Source organism: Microbacterium sp. GCM10027623 (assembly GCF_042666935.1).
Classification (GTDB): Bacteria; Actinomycetota; Actinomycetes; order Actinomycetales; family Microbacteriaceae; genus Microbacterium.
The window spans coordinates 1116414-1134728 of sequence record NZ_JBHTHE010000001.1; the positions used below are offsets into that span (position 1 = coordinate 1116414).

At 69.5% G+C, this 18315-nt stretch carries 18 protein-coding genes and 3 tRNA genes; 15 read left to right on the forward strand and 6 right to left on the reverse strand.

Annotated elements, in window-relative coordinates; genetic code table 11:
- Positions 1–198 precede the first annotated feature (198 nt).
- Positions 199–639, forward strand: coding sequence for a hypothetical protein (locus ACFQY2_RS05030; protein WP_378744547.1), 441 nt, complete (start codon positions 199–201; stop codon positions 637–639).
- Positions 640–1127: 488 nt separating this feature from the next.
- Here ACFQY2_RS05030 and ACFQY2_RS05035 read toward each other — a convergent pair.
- The 3 genes from ACFQY2_RS05035 to ACFQY2_RS05045 all read right to left on the reverse strand — a co-directional run bounded on the left by ACFQY2_RS05035 (position 1128) and on the right by ACFQY2_RS05045 (position 1441).
- Positions 1128–1200 (reverse strand) — tRNA-Phe (locus ACFQY2_RS05035).
- Between the two features lie 67 nt (positions 1201–1267).
- Positions 1268–1341, reverse strand: a tRNA-Asp gene (locus ACFQY2_RS05040).
- A gap of 27 nt (positions 1342–1368) precedes the next feature.
- Positions 1369–1441 (reverse strand) — tRNA-Glu (locus tag ACFQY2_RS05045).
- Positions 1442–1649: 208 nt separating this feature from the next.
- On the opposite strand from ACFQY2_RS05045, the gene ACFQY2_RS05050 reads away from it, so the two are divergent.
- The 3 genes from ACFQY2_RS05050 to ACFQY2_RS05060 all read left to right on the forward strand — a co-directional run bounded on the left by ACFQY2_RS05050 (position 1650) and on the right by ACFQY2_RS05060 (position 4896).
- Positions 1650–3062, forward strand: coding sequence for a M23 family metallopeptidase (locus ACFQY2_RS05050; RefSeq protein ID WP_378744548.1), 1413 nt, complete (start codon positions 1650–1652; stop codon positions 3060–3062).
- 129 nt (positions 3063–3191) lie between these two features.
- Positions 3192–3614, forward strand: coding sequence for a YciI family protein (locus ACFQY2_RS05055; RefSeq protein ID WP_378744550.1), 423 nt, complete (start codon positions 3192–3194; stop codon positions 3612–3614).
- A gap of 1 nt (position 3615) precedes the next feature.
- Positions 3616–4896: an RNA polymerase sigma factor gene (locus ACFQY2_RS05060; RefSeq protein ID WP_378744551.1), complete on the forward strand. Its 1281-nt coding sequence runs from the start codon at positions 3616–3618 to the stop codon at positions 4894–4896.
- Positions 4897–4978: 82 nt separating this feature from the next.
- On the opposite strand, the gene ppa is transcribed toward ACFQY2_RS05060, so the two are convergent.
- Positions 4979–5470, reverse strand: a complete 492-nt coding sequence (gene ppa, locus ACFQY2_RS05065; RefSeq protein WP_378744552.1) for an inorganic diphosphatase — start codon at positions 5468–5470, stop codon at positions 4979–4981.
- A 104-nt stretch (positions 5471–5574) separates the two neighbouring features.
- Here ppa and tilS point away from each other — a divergent pair, with 104 nt between their 5' ends.
- Positions 5575–6567 (forward strand): tRNA lysidine(34) synthetase TilS, encoded by a 993-nt coding sequence (gene tilS / locus ACFQY2_RS05070; protein ID WP_378744553.1) that lies wholly within the window; start codon positions 5575–5577, stop codon positions 6565–6567.
- A 45-nt stretch (positions 6568–6612) separates the two neighbouring features.
- On the opposite strand, the gene ACFQY2_RS05075 is transcribed toward tilS, so the two are convergent.
- Positions 6613–7215: a DUF937 domain-containing protein gene (locus tag ACFQY2_RS05075; protein ID WP_378744554.1), complete on the reverse strand. Its 603-nt coding sequence runs from the start codon at positions 7213–7215 to the stop codon at positions 6613–6615.
- 129 nt (positions 7216–7344) lie between these two features.
- Between ACFQY2_RS05075 and hpt the strand changes: the two genes are divergently transcribed.
- The 10 genes from hpt (at position 7345) to ACFQY2_RS05125 (ending at position 16159) form a co-directional block, all read left to right on the forward strand.
- Entirely contained in the window at positions 7345–7896 is a 552-nt protein-coding gene (gene hpt, locus ACFQY2_RS05080; protein ID WP_378744555.1) for a hypoxanthine phosphoribosyltransferase, read from the forward strand.
- Between the two features lie 94 nt (positions 7897–7990).
- On the forward strand, positions 7991–9991 hold the full coding sequence (gene ftsH, locus ACFQY2_RS05085) for an ATP-dependent zinc metalloprotease FtsH (protein WP_378744556.1): 2001 nt from the start codon (positions 7991–7993) through the stop codon (positions 9989–9991).
- A gap of 1 nt (position 9992) precedes the next feature.
- Entirely contained in the window at positions 9993–10679 is a 687-nt protein-coding gene (gene folE / locus ACFQY2_RS05090; protein WP_378744557.1) for a GTP cyclohydrolase I, read from the forward strand.
- On the forward strand, positions 10676–11485 hold the full coding sequence (gene folP, locus ACFQY2_RS05095) for a dihydropteroate synthase (protein ID WP_378744558.1): 810 nt from the start codon (positions 10676–10678) through the stop codon (positions 11483–11485). Before folE ends, folP begins: the two co-directional genes overlap by 4 nt.
- A gap of 1 nt (position 11486) precedes the next feature.
- Positions 11487–11855: a dihydroneopterin aldolase gene (folB, locus tag ACFQY2_RS05100; RefSeq protein ID WP_378744560.1), complete on the forward strand. Its 369-nt coding sequence runs from the start codon at positions 11487–11489 to the stop codon at positions 11853–11855.
- Positions 11855–12409, forward strand: a complete 555-nt coding sequence (gene folK, locus ACFQY2_RS05105) for a 2-amino-4-hydroxy-6-hydroxymethyldihydropteridine diphosphokinase (protein ID WP_378744561.1) — start codon at positions 11855–11857, stop codon at positions 12407–12409. The genes folB and folK overlap by 1 nt, the downstream gene beginning before the upstream one ends.
- A complete protein-coding gene (locus ACFQY2_RS05110) occupies positions 12406–12870 on the forward strand; it encodes a DUF3180 family protein (RefSeq protein WP_378744562.1) in 465 nt (154 codons plus the stop codon). Before folK ends, ACFQY2_RS05110 begins: the two co-directional genes overlap by 4 nt.
- Positions 12839–13474, forward strand: a complete 636-nt coding sequence (locus tag ACFQY2_RS05115; RefSeq protein ID WP_378744563.1) for a PH domain-containing protein — start codon at positions 12839–12841, stop codon at positions 13472–13474. Before ACFQY2_RS05110 ends, ACFQY2_RS05115 begins: the two co-directional genes overlap by 32 nt.
- On the forward strand, positions 13471–15453 hold the full coding sequence (locus ACFQY2_RS05120) for a PH domain-containing protein (RefSeq protein WP_378744564.1): 1983 nt from the start codon (positions 13471–13473) through the stop codon (positions 15451–15453). Before ACFQY2_RS05115 ends, ACFQY2_RS05120 begins: the two co-directional genes overlap by 4 nt.
- A gap of 4 nt (positions 15454–15457) precedes the next feature.
- Complete coding sequence (locus ACFQY2_RS05125) at positions 15458–16159, forward strand: DUF2520 domain-containing protein (protein WP_378744565.1); 702 nt, start codon at positions 15458–15460, stop codon at positions 16157–16159.
- A 270-nt stretch (positions 16160–16429) separates the two neighbouring features.
- Here the strand turns inward: ACFQY2_RS05125 and ACFQY2_RS05130 are convergent, their stop codons facing one another.
- On the reverse strand, positions 16430–18256 hold the full coding sequence (locus ACFQY2_RS05130; protein ID WP_378744566.1) for a DUF2207 domain-containing protein: 1827 nt from the start codon (positions 18254–18256) through the stop codon (positions 16430–16432).
- Positions 18257–18315: the final 59 nt, after the last annotated feature.

The window sequence follows — 18315 nt, forward strand, 5'->3', positions numbered from 1 at the left end:
TCGTTGCGCCGAAGCGGGGAACCAGGGCTGAACTCGACGGGGTGATCGGAGTGGTGAATCTCAACCACACCGCTCGTGTCTGATGCCATGCAGCAAGCTTTGGGTCATCAAGCGCTTTCTCGAGTGCTTCATCAATCTCGGGGAGATGCCCTTGAGGTAATACGTTTCCGCGGCCCGGGAGTCGGCTAGCCTCACCTCATGCGCAGAAAGATCGCCAGAGCTGCTGTATCTTTCGCGGCAGGGCTGGCAGTGTTGACCGCCTGCAGTCCGTTCACGGATGTTTCCTGTCCCGCTGTCGCGTACTCGAGCACCGTGACGATCACTATGGAGCATCCTCGACCCGGTCTGATGCTCGATGTCTGCGATGGCGAAAGGTGCGTACCCAAGCCGCCGATTGACCCTGCGCAGACGGACACGAGTCACCAACCGGACGACGTCGCCCTTCAGGATTTAAACAGGTCGAGCGAGACCGGATGGTCCGCCCGCTTCTTTGGCGGCGGGCCGATCTTGGGGTACCGGCTGACGGACGAAGCCGGAACGGTTGTGCGCGAGGGGCACGTGCAAGTGAACTGGGTTCGAATCGACGGCTCGGAGCAGTGCGGCGGGAACCGGCGAGCAACGGCGGTGTTGCCCGCATAGCGCGGATCGTCGCCGAGATCAGAGAGGAGCGCACGAAGCCCGGGTTGCGGTTGGGAGTGGCGATGTACTCGCCGATGACGGTGACTCTTAGCGTGCTCACTCCACCGCAACGCTCTACGACGTACGCGTCGAATAGGTTCAGGCGTGGAGTCGAATCGCGTAGTTACCTAGAGGCAGTCCGCGCAACGCATGTTGTCGATATCTAGTTCGACGTCCATCAGGCAAACGAACCGTTGATGGGTCGTTGGTCATCGTCGGAGGCGGGTCGGATGCGCATCCGTTACCGGCACAAACCCGGCACCAGCTCCCGCGACCGCGTTTCGTCTCGCTTCGCTCGCTCAACGTCCGGTGCTTCGACAGGCTACGAGACCCGCGCAACCGCGCAGCGGGAGCGCCCCCCAAAACCACGCCTCATCAGGGCAAAGCAAAACCCCCGCCATGTAGAAGCTAGGCGAGGGTTTCTGGGATCACTGTAATGATGATCCGTGTGGCTCCGACCGGCATCGATCCGGTGACCTTTCGATTTTCAGTCGAACGCTCTACCAACTGAGCTACAGAGCCGTGCGACCGGCGAGCCTGTCGCGTCCTAGACGAAGAGCCTCCTCGAAAGAAGGCTCTTCGCTTAGAGCGACCCTGACGGGACTTGAACCCGCGACCTCCGCCGTGACAGGGCGGCACGCTAACCAACTGCGCTACAGGGCCATAACTTTTCAATTGTACCGGTAAGAGTGACCCCAACGGGATTCGAACCCGTGCTACCGCCGTGAAAGGGCGGCGTCCTAGGCCGCTAAACGATGGGGCCGCAGAGACTCCCTGGGGGTTCTCTTGCCGACGCTCAAGCATAAGCGAAGCGCTGGCGAAAAACGAAATCGAGGGCGGGTCCTCTACCTTCCCGGGCGTTTCGGGAGGACGATGGCAGTGCCGCCTGTGCCCGCAGACATCAGCAGATCTGTTGCGGATGTGACGAATGTTGTTAGTGTGGCACTTGTGAAACCGGCGGAAGGGGCCGAGTGAACGACTTTCCCAACGCGGATGCCGCGGCATCCGACGACTGCGGTTGCGCGCCCACGCCAGACGAGCGGCGCGCGCTCTGGCCTGCCTCCAAGGTCACCCGCCGCGGAGCGATCACGGTCGGCGCCCTCAGCGCCTTCGCCTTCACCGCCTTCGGTGTCTCCACCGGCGCTCAGGTCGCCCACGCCGCCGACTACCCCAGCTGGGACGACGTCAAGCGGGCGAAGTCGAACGAGGCAGCCAAGGGCGCCGAGATCACCCGCATCCAGAACCTGATCGCCTCGCTCACCCAGCGCGCCGCTGACGCCGAAGCCGCCGCCCGTGCGGCAGGCGAAGAGTTCTACGCCGCCCAGCAGGCCTTCTTCGAAGCCGCCGGCCGCGCCGACTCACTGCAGGAGCAGGCCGACGATCAGGCGAAGATCGCCGATGAGAGTTCGCGCCAGGCCGGACAGGTCGCCACGCAGCTGTACCGCAACGGCGGGGACCAGGCAGCACTCGAGGTGTTCCTCTCGGGCTCATCCCAGGGCGCCGACGATCTGCTCTCGCGCCTGGGCAGCATGGACCAGCTGCTCGAGTACAGCAGCACGGTCGCCGAGAAGGCGGCAGCAGCACGCGACTCCGCCCAGTCGCTCAGTGACCAGGCCAAGAGCGCGCGCAACGAGCGCGACCGCCTGCAGAAGGTCGCCGAAGAGAAGATGATCCGCGCGCAGCAGGCCGCGGATGCCGCGCAGGCCGCTCTCGACGAGAAGCAGAACAACCTCACCACTCTTCAGGCGCAGCTCGCCGCCCTCAAGGACACCACGGCCGCCACGGTCGCCGCGTACCAGGAGGGCGAGCGCAAGCGCAAGGAGGAGGAGGAGCGCCGCCGCCGGGCTGAAGAGGCTCGACGACGCCGCGAAGAGGAAGAGCGCCGTCGCCGCGAAGCCGAAGCCGCCAAGAACAACCACGGCGGTGGAGGCGGAAGCAGCTCCGGCGGTGGTGGCTCCGGCGGGGGTGGCGGTGGTGGCGCGTGGCGACGCCCGCACGGCGGCCGGATCTCCTCGGGCTACGGATCACGTCCTGCGCGCTTCGAGAACGGCGTGTGGCGGTCGACGTTCCACCGGGGCCTGGACTTCGCCAACGGATGCGGCGCGGCGATCTACGCCGCCTCTTCCGGACGTGTGGACGCGGCGTTCTACAACGGCGGGTACGGCAACTACGTCCGCATCCAGCACGGTGGCGGCGTCGCGACCGGCTACGGACACATCGCCCGCTTCGCCGTGTCGTACGGTCAGCACGTCAGCGCCGGTCAGGTGATTGCCTACGCCGGCAACACCGGTGCGTCGCAGGGATGCCACCTGCACTTCGAGGTGTACATCAACGGCGGCACGACGAACCCGTACGGCTTCCTGGCGGCGCGCGGCGCGCTCTGACATCGCGGCACTGTCGAGCAGCGCTCAGAATCTCTTCGAGAATTTCTCGGAGGCTGTCGATCTGACGCCTTCCTGTTCGACGTCTTCAGTGAGAGGGTCGATAAGCGATCCCGAACACAGGAGAACATCATGAAGTACATGCTGATCATGCGGGCGGACGACGCGGGCGTCGAGGCATTCAAGAAGATCCCGTTCGAGCAGGTCATCGAGGCCATGGGCAAGTACAACGAGTCGATGATCAAGGCCGGGGTGCTGGTCGCCGGCGAGGGCCTGACAGATGCGGATGAGGGGTTCGTCGTCGACTTCTCCGCGGAAGCGCCGTTGGTCACCGACGGTCCCTACGGCGAGACCAAGGAGCTGTTCAACGGCTTCTGGATCATCGAGGTGTCCACCCGCGAAGAAGCCGCCGAGTGGGCGAAGCGGGCACCCCTCGGCCCCGGCTCCTTCCTGGAAGTGCGCCGCGTGACCGCGGAGGAGGACTTCCCCGCCGACAACGAGTGGATCCAGAAGGAAGCGCGCTGGCGCGAAGAGGTCGAGCGCGCGCACCAGTGACATGCTCGACTCCGACGATGCGATGGTGCGCTCTCCGACGGAGCGCACCATCGCTGCGGTCTGGCGCATCGAGTCGGCGAAGATCGTCGCGACCCTGACGCGGATGACGGGAGACTTCGGGCTCGCCGAGGACCTCGCGCAGGAGGCACTCGTCGACGCGCTGACGCAGTGGCCCGAGTCCGGCGTGCCCCGCAACCCCGCCGCCTGGCTGACCACCGTGGCCAAGCGGAAGGCGATCGACGGCTGGCGCCGTCAGGAGCGTCTCGACGATCGGATCGCCCTGCTCGCCCACGACCTGGAACGCGAGCAGGCCGATGCCGCGGACCGCGAGCCGTGGGACCCGGATGCCATCGACGACGACGTGCTGCGTCTGGTGTTCGTCGCCTGCCACCCGGTGCTCGCGCGGGAGGCGCGCGTGGCGCTCACCCTCCGCGTCGTCGCCGGACTGAGCACCGAGCAGATCGCGCGCGCGTTCCTGGTGCCGGTCGGAACGGTGCAGCAGCGCATCGTCCGCGCGAAGCGCACGCTCGCCGCCGCGCACGTCCCGTTCGACGTGCCGTCCGCGCAGGAGTATCCTGAGCGGCTGGGCACCGTGTTCGGAGTGCTCTACCTGATCTTCAACGAGGCCCATGCAGCCAGCAGCGGGGCGGACTGGATGCGTCCTGACCTGGCCGAGGAGGCCATCCGCCTCGCCCGCGTGCTGGCCGCGCTGGTCCCCGCGGAACGCGATGCCCACAGCCTGCTCGCACTGATGGAACTCACCGCGGCCCGGTTCCCCGCCCGCACCGATGCCCAGGGCGATCCCGTGCTGCTCGCCGATCAGGATCGCACCCGATGGGACCGCAGCCGCATCGCTCGTGGTCGTGCCTCCCTCGCCCGGGCTGACGCGCTTCCCGGTGGGCGCACGGCCTACGGCCTGCAGGCGGCCATCGCCGAACAGCATGCGATCGCCGCCTCCGTCGAGGACACCGACTGGGACGGGATCGTCGTGCTGTACGAGGCGCTCAGCCGCATCGCGCCCTCGCCCGTCGTCGAACTCAACAGGGCCGCCGCGGTCGCCATGGCCACCGGGCCGGCATCCGCTCTGCGCATCGTCGACGCGCTGGCGGACACCGGAGCGCTACGGGGATATCACCTGCTGCCGGCCACGCGCGGCGAGCTTCTGCTGCGTCTCGGACGGCAGGAGGAGGCGCGGTCGGAGTTCCTGGCCGCCGCACGCCTCGCGGGCAACGACAGGGAACGCGCTCTTCTCGAGGCGAAGGCCTCCGCTCCGCATCCGTAGTCATCCGCCGTCCGGACATGACGAGACCCCGGCGCGAACCGGGGGTTTCGTCAGCGAGACCGGGTCGGCCAGACCGGGAAGGTCAGTGTCCTTCGGCGGCGAAGCGCTCGATGGCCTCGTCGAGGATGCGCTGAGCCTCTGCGGCGTCGCCCCACTCGTCGACCTTGACCCACTTGTTGGGCTCGAGATCCTTGTAGTGCTCGAAGAAGTGCGCGATCTCCTTCTTGGTGTACTCGGCCAGGTCGCCGATGTCCTGGATGTGCTCCCAGCGCGGGTCCTTCGACAGCACGGCCACCAGCTTGTCGTCGCCGCCGGCCTCGTCGCTCATCTTCAGCACGGCCACCGGTCGCACGTTCACCACGACGCCGGGGTAGATGGCGTGATCCAGCAGCACGAGCACGTCCAGCGGATCGCCGTCCTCTCCGAGCGTGTTGTCGAAGTAGCCGTAGTCGGCCGGGTAGCCGAAGGTCGTGTACAGCACGCGGTCGAGGTGGACCCGGCCGGTCTCGTGGTCGACCTCGTACTTCACGCGGCTGCCGCGCGGGATCTCGATGACGGCGTCGTGTGCGCCCATGCGTGTGCTCCTCGGGAGAGATGTCGGTTGGGATGCCGGGACAAGCCTACTCGCGCGCGGCGAGGGACCTGATCGTCGGACCCGGCTGCCCGTACCGTGGAGGGGTGCCGTCCCTGGATCCCGCCATCGCCGAAGTCCGCCGCGCCGTGCGCGCGGCCCTCGCCCCGCATCGTGCGGGCCGGGTCGTGGTCGCCCTCTCCGGCGGCGCCGACTCGCTCGCGCTGACTGCCGCCGCCGTCTTCGAGGCGGCGAAGATCGGCATCTCGGTGACGGCCGCCGTCGTCGACCATGCGCTGCAGGACGGATCGGATGCCGTGGCGGAGCGGGCCGCATCGCAGGCCCGTGATCTCGGCGCCGACGCGCAGGTGCTGACCGTGCAGGTCGCGCCGCAGCATCCCGACGGGCTCGAGGCCGCAGCCCGCGCCGCACGCTACGAGGCCCTCCGTCGGTGCGCGGCACGGCTCGACGCCTCGGCCGTGCTGCTGGGGCACACCCTCGACGATCAGGCGGAGACCGTGCTGCTCGGCCTCGCCCGCGGCTCCGGCGCCGCGAGCCTGCAGGGGATGGCGCCGCTGCGGCGGGACGAGGACGGGATGCTGTGGCTGCGTCCCCTGCTCGGCGTGAAACGCGTCACGACGCGCGCGAGCTGCACGGCATCCGGACTCGAGTTCTGGGACGACCCGCACAACGTCGATCCCCGCTTCGCCCGCGTGCGCGCCCGCGAGCGGGTGATGCCGGTCATCGAGGAGCAGCTCGGGCCGGGCATCGCGGAGGCGCTCGCCCGCACCGCCGAGCAGCTGCGGGAGGATGCCGAGGCGTTCGACGACATGATCCGGGAGACCATCGAGGACATCGTCGAGCACGCCGAGGCGGGCATCTCGGTCAGTGTCGCCGCGCTCGCGGCGAACCCGGCCGCGCTGCGCAACCGCATCATCCGCTTCGTCGTGGACAGCGAGTTCGGTGTCGGCCTCACGCGGGTGCAGACCCTCGAGGTCGCACGGCTCGTGACCGACTGGTCGGGCCAGGGGCCGATCGACCTGCCCGGGTGCACGGCGAGGCGCGCGGCGGGACAGATCGTGTTCGCCGCCCGGGCTTGAGTCTCGGCCCGGGAACGGTCCCGAGACGACCCGAGTGGGGTGCGGCTACTTCTTGCCGCCGAAGAGACCGCCCAGGATGTCGCCGATGCCGCCACCCTGTGCGCCCGAGGTCGAACCGCCGCCGCCCAGCAGGCCGCCGAGTCCGCCGAGGATGTCCCCGATCCCGCCACCGGATGCCTGGTCGCCGGAGGCCTGACCCTGCTGGCCGCCGCCGAGCAGTCCGCCGAGAATGCCGCCGAGCCCGCCCCTGGAGCCCGAGGAGCCCTTCGCGTTGGCGATCACGCCCATGATGATGGGCGCGAGGATGGGCAGGAGCTTGCCGAAGTCGATGCCGCCGGCCGTCTTCTCGCTCTGGGTGAGGCTCTCGACGACCTCGCCCTTCTTGTCGCCGAACACGTGCTTGACGATCTTGTCGCCGTCGGCCTGATCCACATCGTCGACCTTCGAGGCCCCGGAGAACCCGCCGTGACGGTTCAGCGCCTGCTCGATCGCGGAGGAGCCCTCGGGCGTCTGGGCGTTCTTGGCGAGGCCGCCCAGCAGGACTGCGCCGCCCTCCTGCACCGCCTGGCGGGCCACGTCCTGGCTCACGCCGAACTTCTCGGCGATGTCGCCGACGGGCACCTGCTTGAGGATGTCGTCGAGGTTCATGTCTTCCTTCCCCGCAGGCGCCTGCCCGCTCCACCGCTCACAGTAGTGGGGATGCGCGGTCGGGCAGTAGTGCGGATGCCGGAAAGTGCGACGTCCGGATGCCCAGGTGGCACGGCCTAAAATCGAGACATGCGTGCAGCGGACATCTCAGCAGACCTCTCCCAGATCCTCGTCACAGAGGAGGAGATCCACGCCAAGCTCGACGAACTGGCCGCGCGCGTCACCGCGGACTACGAGGGCAAGGATCTGATCCTGGTCGGCGTGCTCAAGGGCGCCGTGATGGTCATGGCCGACTTCGCCCGGGCTCTGCCGTTCCACGCGCCGATGGACTGGATGGCGGTCTCCAGCTACGGCGCCAGCACCAAGTCCAGCGGTGTGGTGCAGATCCGCAAGGACCTCGACACCGACCTGCACGGCAAGCACGTGCTCATCGTCGAGGACATCATCGACTCCGGACTGACGCTGAGCTGGCTGCTGGAGAACTTCCAGTCCCGGGGCGCCGAGTCGATCGAGGTGCTCGCGCTGCTGCGCAAGCCGGAGGCGGCCAAGGTCGAGATCGACTGCAAGTACGTGGGCTTCGACATCCCGGTGGAGTTCGTCGTCGGGTACGGCCTCGACTACGCCGAGCGCTATCGCAACCTGCGCGACGTCGCCGTGCTCGCCCCGCACGTCTACAGCTGACGGACTCCCGCCCCGCGTGGGAGGAGGCGGGAGGGTACGCCGTCGGTGAACGCACAGCAGGGGGCAAGCAGCCGAACGGTACGCTGAACGCATCATGGATGTGAAGAAGGTCTCCCGGAACCCGCTGATCTACGTGGCGTTGATCGGCGTGCTGCTCTTCGCCGGTTTCCTGCTGATCTCGAACCTGGCGGCGCCCAAGCAGGTCACGGTGCAGCAGGGGCTCGAACTGCTCGACGGCACCACGGTCACCAAGGCCATCAACACCGACGGCGACCAGCGCGTCGACCTCACGCTCTCGAAGGAGTTCGAGGGCTCCAAGAACGTGCAGTTCTACTACGTCGAAGCGCGCGCAGACCAGGTCGTCAAGGCCATCGATGCCGCCGCGCCCGAGGACGGGTTCAACGACGTCGTCCCGCGCGCGACGTGGTTCGACGGCTTCATCTCCCTTCTTCTGCCGCTCGTGCTGCTCGGCCTGCTCTTCTGGTGGCTGCTGTCGTCGATGCAGGGTGGCGGCAGCAAGGTCATGCAGTTCGGCAAGTCCAAGGCCAAGCTCGTCAGCAAGGAGACCCCGACGGTCACGTTCGAGGACGTCGCCGGTGCGGACGAGGCGATCGAGGAGCTCCACGAGATCAAGGAGTTCCTGCAGGACCCGGCCAAGTTCCAGGCCATCGGCGCCCGCATCCCGAAGGGCGTACTGCTGTACGGCCCTCCCGGAACCGGAAAGACGCTGCTCGCGCGCGCGGTCGCCGGTGAGGCGGGGGCCCCGTTCTACTCGATCTCCGGTTCGGACTTCGTGGAGATGTTCGTCGGTGTCGGCGCTTCGCGGGTGCGCGACCTGTTCAACCAGGCCAAGGAGAACGCCCCCGCCATCATCTTCATCGACGAGATCGACGCGGTCGGCCGCCACCGCGGCGCCGGCATGGGCGGCGGCAACGACGAGCGCGAGCAGACGCTGAACCAGATGCTCGTCGAGATGGACGGTTTCGACCCCAACGCGAACGTCATCGTGATCGCGGCGACCAACCGTCCCGACATCCTCGACCCCGCCCTTCTGCGTCCCGGCCGTTTCGACCGTCAGATCGGCGTGGACGCGCCCGACCTCAAGGGGCGCCAGCGCATTCTCGAGGTGCACGCCAAGGGCAAGCCGCTCTCGAAGTCGGTCGAACTCGAGATCGTGGCGCGCAAGACTCCCGGCTTCACCGGTGCCGACCTGGCCAACGTGCTCAACGAGGCTGCGCTGCTGACCGCGCGCTCCAACGCGCAGCTGATCGACAACCGCGCCCTCGACGAGGCCATCGACCGGGTGATCGCCGGACCGCAGCGTCGCACCCGGGTGATGAAGGACAGGGAGAAGCTCATCACCGCGTACCACGAGGGTGGGCACGCGCTGGCCGCGGCGGCCATGAACTACACCGACCCGGTCACGAAGATCACCATCCTGCCGCGCGGCAGGGCTCTCGGCTACACGATGGTGCTTCCCCTCGAGGACAAGTACTCGGTCACCCGCAACGAGCTGCAGGACCAGCTGACCTACGCCATGGGCGGCCGGGTCGCCGAGGAGATCGTCTTCCACGACCCCACCACGGGTGCGTCGAACGACATCGAGAAGGCCACCGGCATCGCCCGCAAGATGGTCATCGAGTACGGCATGACCACCGAGCTCGGACCGGTCAAGCTGGGCTCCGAGGGCGGCGAGCCGTTCGCCGGCCGGGACATGGGTCGCGGTCGCGAGTACTCGGAGACCATCGCGGAGCGCGTGGACAACGAGGTGCGCGCGCTGATCGAGCAGGCGCACAACGAGGCCTACCAGGTCATCAGCGAGAACCGCGACATCCTCGACCGCCTCGCTCTCGCCCTGCTCGAGGAGGAGACCCTCGACCACAACCGGATCGCCGAGATCTTCACCGAGGTGCGCAAGCTCCCGGAGCGTCCCCAGTGGCTGTCCAGCACCGAACGACCGGTCTCCACGCTGCCCCCGGTCGAGGTGCCCGTCCGTCCCGAGGTCATCGCGGCGCAGACGCCCGACCAGGGCGGCACGGCACGCACCGCGGGCCCGAAGGCCGCCGGCGGACAGGCCCGACCGGCGACGGCCTGACGTGTCCGTCGACAGGGAACGCGTCGAACGGCTCACCCGCGAGCTGCTCGACGCGATCGGCGAGGACCCGGACCGTCCCGGGCTGAGGCAGACCCCTGCGCGGATGGGGGCGCTGTATGCGGAGTTCTTCGCCGGGATCGGCGAGGACCCTGCGGTCCATCTCGAGAGGACCATCAGCGTCTCGCGCGGCCCGGCGCCGGACACCCTTCCCTCGGGTGCGGTGCTGCTTCGCGACATCCGCTTCCGCTCCGTCTGCGAGCACCACCTGCTTCCCTTCGCGGGCGTCGCCCACATCGCCTACCTTCCCGGCGAGCAGGTCGTCGGGCTCGGTGCGCTGGTCAAGGTCGTCGAGACGCTCGCCGCTCGACCTCAGGTGCAGGAGCGGCTGGGGGAGCAGGTCGCCGACGCCATCGACGAGAATCTCGACACCCGCGGCGTGCTCGTGGTGCTCGACGCGGAGCACGGCTGCGTGACGATGCGCGGCGGACGCCAGCCGATGGCATCCACTCTCACCATCGCCGCCCGCGGAGCCTTCACCGAGCCGGCGGCACGGGCGGAACTGATCGCGCTGATCGGCTCTTCGATCCCCACGCCCCACTCTGAACCCCGCTCCGCGGCGTCCAGAGCCTCGGGGGCGCGGGGGCCCGACTCAGGGACCCGTGTCATACGGCCAGGGGGCGACGAATGACCGGCATCTGGGGCATCCTCAACGTCACCCCCGACTCCTTCAGTGACGGCGGACGCTACACCGAGCCCGAGAAGGCCCTGGCGCAGGCGCACCTGATGCGCTCCCAGGGCGCGGCGGTCATCGACGTCGGCGGGGAGTCCACGCGCCCCGGCGCCGTCCGGGTCGCGCCGACCGTCGAGCAGGCGCGCGTGCTTCCGATCATCGAAGCGCTGGCGGATGCCGGCATCCCGGTCTCCATCGACACGCTCAACGCCGACACGGCCGTCGCGGCCGTGCGCGCCGGAGCCCGCATCGTGAACGACGTGTCCGGCGGCCTGGCCGACGAGCGGATGCTGCCCGCCGTCGCGGGGCTCGATGCGGACATCGCGATCGGCCACTGGCGCGGACCGTCTGATGACATGTACGCCCGCGCGCAGTACGTGCGGGTGGCGCGGGAGGTGGGCGCAGAACTGCGCGAGCGCGTGCAGGCGGCGGCATCCGTCGGCATCGCTCCGTCGCGCATCATCGTCGACCCCGGCATCGGGTTCGCCAAGACCGCTGAGCAGAACTGGGAGGTGCTGCGCGGGCTCGATGAGATCGCCGGGCTCGGCCACCGGGTGCTCATCGGCACGTCGCGCAAGCGGCTGCTGGCGGACGCGCTGCACCAGGTCTCCGGCCCGGATCCGCTCAGTGCGCGTCGACGCGACCTCGCCACCGCGGTGACCAGCGCGCTGGCGGCGCGGGCGGGTGCGTGGGCGGTCCGCGTGCACGACGTCGCGGCGACACGGGATGCGCTGGCGGTCGTCGCCGCGTGGGACGGAGCCTGACATGGAACAGCTCGACGAGATCGCCCTGACCGGCCTGACGGTCTTCGGCCACCATGGCGTCTTCGACTTCGAACGCCGGGACGGCCAGGAGTTCATGATCGACCTCGTGCTGCGGTTGTCGCTGCGGTCGGCGTCGGCATCCGACGACGTCGCCGACACCGTGCACTACGGCGAGCTCGCCGACCGGGTCGCGGCGATCGTGGCGGGCGAGCCGGTGAACCTCATCGAGACGCTCGCCGAGCGCATCGCGGATGCCGTGCTGGGGGACGAGCGCGTGCAGCTGGTCACCGTCACCGTCCACAAACCGCACGCCCCCATCGCGCAGACGTTCTCGGACGTCGCCGTCACCGTGCACCGGGGGCGGATCTGATGGATCGCCGCCTCACGCACCTGACCCCGCCGCCGGACCCGCGTCCGGGCCGAGAGCCGCAGGTCGCCGTGGTCGCACTGGGGTCGAACGAGGGCGACCGCGGTGACATGCTGCGCGCGGCCGCCGACCGGCTGCGCAGGCTTCCGCTCGTCGACGACTTCGTCATGTCGGAGCCGATCGAGACGGTCGCGGTCAAGCTCGACGGCGCGGATCCGGCTGCTCCGCCATACCTGAACGCAGTCGCGCTGCTGACCACGCGACTGGCGCCGCAGGTGCTGCTCGGAATGCTGCATGCCGTGGAGGAGGAGCAGGGTCGTGTGCGCCTCGAACGCTGGGGCGACCGCACCCTCGACCTCGACCTGATCGTCTACGGCGACTTCCGCAGCGAGGAGGAGCACCTGATGGTGCCGCATCCGCGGGCGGCGGAGCGGCTGTTCGTGCTGGAACCATGGTTGAGCATCGATCCGGATGCCGTGCTGCCCGGGGTCGGTCGGGTCGATGAGCTGATCCGAGAGCTGAAGGGCGCTCCGTCCGGCTCGGGGACCGAACTGTGAGACGCACGTCCATCGCCGTTCTCGCAGTGCTCGCGCTGCTGTCGGCAGGAGCAGGCTTCGGCTTCGACCACATGTTGACGGCCGCCGGTCGCGCCACCTTCGTCCCCTCGGTGTTCCTGCCGGTGCTGCTCGTGCTGCTCGCCGTCTTCGTGCTGGCTCTGGCCTGGCCGGTGCGACGCAGCGTGCGCGGGGGAGCGCGGATCGACCCCTTCCGCGCGCTGCGCGCCGCCACGCTCGCGCGCGCCTCCAGCCTGCTCGGAGCGATCCTCCTGGGATTCGGCGCCGGGTTGCTGGCGTTCCTCACCACCCGACCGGTGCCCGCGCAGGTAGGGTCGACTGTGGCGATGACCGCCTTGATCGTCGGCGCTCTGGTGCTGATCAGCGCGGCGATGGTCGCCGAACAGTTCTGCACTCTGCCGAAGGATTCCGATGACCGAGAGCCCGACGACCCCGCCCCGTGACCCCGAGGGATTCGACGTGCCGGTGACTCCGCCGCCGGCATCCGAACCAGCGTCCCAGCCCACCCGCGACGCCCCGCCGGTGCTGGACGCCGGCACTTACACGGCGTTGCGCACTCCGAGAAGCTCGGGCGCGCTCGTCCTCGACGGCTCCTGGCATCAGATCTCGCCGCGCTACGTCGTGTCGCAGTTCGTGCAGAACGGCATCTTCATCGCCGTCCTGGTCGTGGCCGCGCTGATCGTCGGCATCGCATTGGACCAGAGCTGGGTGTGGATTCCCGCCGGCATCGTCATCGCCGTCACCCTGATCACGCTGATCATCCTGCCGCGGCAGGCGAAGGCGCTCGGCTACATGCTGCGCGAGGACGACGTGGTGTTCCGCCGCGGCATCCTCTGGCAGCGCATGGTGGCGGTGCCGTACGGACGGATGCAGCTCGTCGACATCACGCAGGGTCCGCTGGACCGCGCCTTCGGAGTGTCGCAGTTGAAGATGGTCACCGCGGCGGCGACCACGGGCGTGCAGATCCCCGGGCTCAGCCAGGAAGCCGCCGAGGCGCTGCGCGACACGCTGATCGAGGTCGCCGAGACCCGCCGGACCGGCCTGTGAGCACGCCCGGACCCCTGGACGGCACCGGCCCCCACGCCGACGCGTCCGCAGCACAGCCGGTGACGGTGCTGCCCGAGGGCGGCTCCTCCGCCCTCGCCGACGGCGAATGGCACCGGATGCACCCGCTCACGCCCCTGTTCAAGGGCGGTCTCGCGCTGATCATCGTGATCGGCATCGTGATCTCGAACATGCGCGATCGGGTGATCGGTTGGGTCGTGAGCCTGTTCGCGCCCGAGGAAGCGCGTTATCTGGACTACGGCGGTGACCCGGTCGACTGGGTGCTCGCGAACAACTTCGTGCTCTTCGCGCTGCTGGGCGTGCTCGCGCTGGTGATCGTGCTGGTCGCGATCTTCTGGTTCGTCTGGCGCTTCCAGCAGTTCCGCGTCACCGGCGAGCACGTCGAGGTGCGCAAGGGCATGGTGTTCCGCTCGCACCGCCGCGCGCCGCTGGACCGCGTGCAGGGCGTGAACCTCACCCGCCCCTTCCCCGCCCGGATCATCGGGCTGGCCAAGCTCGAGGTCGTCGGCGCGGGCAACGACGCCAACGTCGCCCTGGAGTATCTGGCCACGTCCCGTGCGGAGTCGGTGCGGGCGGACATCCTGCGACTGGCATCCGGTGCCCGTGCCGCACGCGAACACGCGCGCACCGGGGCACCCGCGCCCACGGGACGGGGCGCCCAGCTCGTCGGCTCGATGAACGTCGGCGTGACGGACCTGATCGCCGGCGTGGACCTGGCCGACGTCGCCCCCGAGAGCGTGGTCAAGATCCCGACCGGCCGTCTCGTCGGAGCGCAGCTGATCTCGGCCGTGCCGTGGGTGCTGTTCTTCGGAGCCATCTTCGTCATCTCGCTGTCGGCCACCTATCTCGGCATGACCGCCGATGGGGACAACGGTGGCGAGATCGTCATCGCGATGGTGGGCATCGCGCTCGGCATGGGAATCCCGCTGATCGTCGCGATCGTCGGCATCACCTGGGCGCAGATATCCAAGTCGCTGCGCTACGCGATCGCGCCCACGCCCGACGGCGTGCGCATCACCTACGGACTGCTGACCACGGTCACCGAGACCCTGCCGCCCGGCCGCATCTTCGCGGTCGAGGTGACCCAGTCGCTGCTGTGGCGGCCGTTCGGATGGTGGGCGATCAAGATCAACCGCATGAGCGGCAAGAGTGCCAGCCAGCAGCAGTCGGGCAACGCGCAGCAGTTCAACATCGTCCTGCCCGTCGGCACGCGGGCGGATGTCGAGCGCGTGCTCTCGCTCATCCTTCCGGACACGCCGCAGGCCGATATCCCGCTGGTATGGCGGCACGGCATCCTGGGGCCGGTCGCCGACGACCCCTACAAGACCATTCCTGCGCGCGCCTGGTGGCGTCGTCCGCTGTCGTGGAAGCGTCACGGGTACACGATCACCGACTTCGGGGTGCTGCTGCGCCGCGGGCTCGTGTGGCGCAAGCTCGCGATCTTCCCGCTCGCGCGCCTGCAGGGCGTCTCGATCAGCCAGGGACCGATCGACCGCTGGCAGCGTGTGTCCGGCGGGCAGGTGCACTCGGTGACGGGCCCCATCTCGGGCACCCTGTCGGGGCTGGAACGCGACGACGCCCTGGCCCTGCTCGACCGGGTCAGCAGAGCGACCGCGCTCGCCGCGTCCCGCGATCACACGCACCGCTGGGGCGAGTGGCAGGCGGAGACGGCGACGACGGCGGAGACGGATGCCGTGACGCCGGCCGCTCCTCCCGCGCCTGGGCTCCCTGTGGCTCAGCCGGCTCCGGACGCGCCTGCGCCCGCGGCCGCTCCTCCCGCGCCTCCGGCTCCGGCTGCGCCTTCGTTCCCTGAGGCGCCGACCCCGCCCGTGGCTCCGCCGCCGGCTCAAGCTCCCGCGCCTTCGGATGCGCCTTCCCCGCCTGCGGCGCCGCCTCCTGCACCCCCGACGCCGCCGGCCCCGCCCGCCCCGCCGGCCCCGGCGGCCCCGCCGGCAGAGTGAGCCGATGAACCGCGACGGACGACTGGGCATCGGGATCATCGGCGCCGGGCGGGTGGGACCGGTGATCGGCGCCGCGCTCGCCGGGGCAGGGCATGCCATCACCGGCATCACCTCGGGGTCCGATGACGACAGGGCGGCGGCCGTGCTGCCCGGGGCTCCGTTGCTCGACGCGCTCGAGATCGTACGACGCAGCGAGCTGGTCGTCATCGCCGTACCGCACGACGAGCTCCCCGGTCTCGTCAGGGGCATCGCAGACGTCGGCGGATGGCAGATGGGCCAACTGGTGCTGCACACCGACCCCCTGCACGGCATCGAGGTGCTGCGCCCCGCCGCCGAGCAGGGTGCGATCCCGCTGGCCGTGCATCCCGCGATCGCCTTCAGCGGCACGACGATGGACCTGCGTCAGCTGCAGGCCGCGTTCGCCGGCGTCACCGCTCCGGCGGCCGTGCTGCCCATCGCGCAGGCCCTGGCCGTCGAGATGGGCTGCGAACCGGTGGTCATCGCCGAGCAGGACCGTGCCGTGTACGGCGAGGCCATCGCCACGGCATCCGAGTTCTCACGAGCCATCGTGGGCCAGGCGACCTCGCTGCTGCGCGACGTCGGCGTCGAGAATCCCGGCGGCTACCTCTCCGCACTGGTCTCGTCGACCGTGGAGCAGGCTCTGCGCGAGGCCTCGGGCCCGCTGGACCCGCCGATCGCACTCTGACCTCACGCGTCGGCGCCCGCAGCCGTTGGTCCCGCGGACCGCTGCGCCCACCGACCGCTGCGCCCGCGGATGGAAAACGTCGGTTCCCGGGCACTCCTACCGACCTTTTCCATCCGGGTCCCGGCCGCGCGGATGGAAAACGTCGGTGACGCGGCCCTTCCACCAGCGTTTTCCATCTTCGCGCGCCCGGTGGTGACGCCCGGGTGCGTCGCGCCAGGTGGCGGGGCCGCGTGCGTCGCGCCCGGCCGGCACGACCCGGTGCGCGCCGGGTCAGCGCCCGCCGGAGAACCCGCCGCCGCCCCCGCCGCCGGAGAACCCGCCGCCGGTGGAGCCACCACTCGAGGAACTGGAGGGGCTGTAGGTCGCCGCGGCGTTCATCGACGTCGAGTACGTGGACAGGCGGGAGCTGATCGACGCTCCCACGGCGACCTCCATCCAGCCGGGGCCCGTGCCCGAGTTCGAGTACGTCGTCTCGAGCACCCGGGTCCAGCTCTTCTCCTGGCCCAGCAGCATCGCGTAGGGGAGCAGCTTCTCGTACAGGTGCACGACGTCGATCGTGCCGTCGCTGCGCCGCTCGGCGCCCTGGTATGACTGCAGCATCCTCAGTCGGTCGGCCTCGGCGACGCGGATGAACTCCTTGACGCCGAGCAGATGCTCATAGCGTTCCGCGCCGGCCGGAGTCAGTACCGTGTGCTTGCTGAAGGCCGCGAACGAGGAGATCCCGACGATCGTCATCGCCAAGACCAGCGCGAGAATCGAAAGCGGCAGCAGATCGCGGTCCTTCGTCGCAGACCAGACCACGAAGGCCAGTGTCACGGCGACCATGCCCACGGACGCCCAGCCGAAGGCCACGGCGGCGCGACTGCGCTCCTCGGTCAGCCACCCGCGCCGTCGAGCCTCGGAGCTGCCCTTGCGCACCAGCTTGTCCATCCGCTTGGCGAACTTCGTACTGGAGCGCGGTATGCGCCTGAGGGTCGTGTCGCCGGTGAACACGGCATCGAGCAGGGCGATGTCCAGCGGATCACGCGCCGGCGAGCGGTCGCGCAGCCGCAGCGCCGGGCGCTTCTTGGCATCCGGCTCGCGCTGATCCTCTTCCAGTCGCACCGCGCCCTGCACGGCGAGATGCACCATCTGTGCAGGGATCGGATTCGGCGCCCCCGGCAGCAGCGGGGCGGCCGCGAGCGGCGGCAGGTCGGTCGGCACGTCGAACTGGGCGACGATGATGCCGGTGGCGACACGGCGACGCCGCTTGAGGGCGGCGACGGATGACCAGGCGCCGACGGCGAGCCCGATCGCACCGAGTCCGGTGACCGCGGGGCCGAAGTCCGCGACGGGGTCCGCTGCGCGAGCCTCCGGCTGGCTGACCGTTTTCGCGGCGAACCCGATGGCGACCGTGACGCCGTCACCGGCGGCGCGCGCAGCGGATTCGACGGTGAAGCTCGCGCCGTCCGCGCTCACGGCCGGTCCGTCGAGGGTGCAGGGGAGTCGCTCGCCGGCCTGGCCGCGGTAGCAGGCGACGTCTCCCGTGAGGGCGTCGGCCAGCTCGGGTGCGAAGTGGATCGTGGCGTGGAAGCGTCCGATGTCCTGCGTGCTGTTCAGTGGTAGCAGGTTCCAGTAGAACTCGTCGTTCCCCGATTCGCTGCCGTGGATCATGAAGTCGCTCATGGTCGATTCGATGACATAGGTGCGGGGTCCGTGCACGTAGTCGTCGTCCCCGGTGAGCACGAGCAGCATGCCGTCCTCGTTCTCGGTCTCGAACGGCACGTCGCGGCCGTCGGCGTCCATCACCGACAGGATCCGGATGCTGAGCCCGGCACCCTCGTAGCGCTCCGGATACCCGCGGATGATGCCCTTGTTCTGGTCGAACTCCGGGAACTCGGCGACCACGGTCTCGGTGACGTGCGCCTGCGCGCGGCCGTCGGCGTCGAGCGAGACGTCGTACTGCGACTCCCACGACGCGTAGGAGAAGTCGTCGACATCCGCGTTCGCGGCGGCTGCCGGGAGCAGGGTCGCGGCGGCCGCGACGAGGGTAAGGGCGAGAGTCGCGAGGACGCGGTGGTGGGTGTTCGGCCGGCGGAGATGTCCGAGAGGTCGCATGCCATCGAGGCTAACCCGGGCCGCTCGGCGGTCGTGCGCGCGCCGGTAGACTGGAGCCG

Bases quoted from the DNA above. Each gene is read 5' to 3' on its own strand.
- ftsH (WP_378744556.1), top strand. From the start codon at position 7,991: ATGGATGTGAAGAAGGTCTCCCGGAACCCGCTGATCTACGTGGCGTTG.
- ACFQY2_RS05115 (WP_378744563.1), top strand. From the start codon at position 12,839: ATGACCGAGAGCCCGACGACCCCGCCCCGTGACCCCGAGGGATTCGAC.
- hpt (WP_378744555.1), top strand. From the start codon at position 7,345: ATGCGTGCAGCGGACATCTCAGCAGACCTCTCCCAGATCCTCGTCACA.
- ACFQY2_RS05130 (WP_378744566.1), bottom strand. From the start codon at position 18,256: ATGCGACCTCTCGGACATCTCCGCCGGCCGAACACCCACCACCGCGTC.
- ppa (WP_378744552.1), bottom strand. From the start codon at position 5,470: ATGGGCGCACACGACGCCGTCATCGAGATCCCGCGCGGCAGCCGCGTG.
- ACFQY2_RS05030 (WP_378744547.1), top strand. From the start codon at position 199: ATGCGCAGAAAGATCGCCAGAGCTGCTGTATCTTTCGCGGCAGGGCTG.
- ACFQY2_RS05055 (WP_378744550.1), top strand. From the start codon at position 3,192: ATGAAGTACATGCTGATCATGCGGGCGGACGACGCGGGCGTCGAGGCA.
- ACFQY2_RS05075 (WP_378744554.1), bottom strand. From the start codon at position 7,215: ATGAACCTCGACGACATCCTCAAGCAGGTGCCCGTCGGCGACATCGCC.
- folP (WP_378744558.1), top strand. From the start codon at position 10,676: ATGACCGGCATCTGGGGCATCCTCAACGTCACCCCCGACTCCTTCAGT.
- folK (WP_378744561.1), top strand. From the start codon at position 11,855: ATGGATCGCCGCCTCACGCACCTGACCCCGCCGCCGGACCCGCGTCCG.
- ACFQY2_RS05060 (WP_378744551.1), top strand. From the start codon at position 3,616: ATGCTCGACTCCGACGATGCGATGGTGCGCTCTCCGACGGAGCGCACC.
- folB (WP_378744560.1), top strand. From the start codon at position 11,487: ATGGAACAGCTCGACGAGATCGCCCTGACCGGCCTGACGGTCTTCGGC.
- ACFQY2_RS05125 (WP_378744565.1), top strand. From the start codon at position 15,458: ATGAACCGCGACGGACGACTGGGCATCGGGATCATCGGCGCCGGGCGG.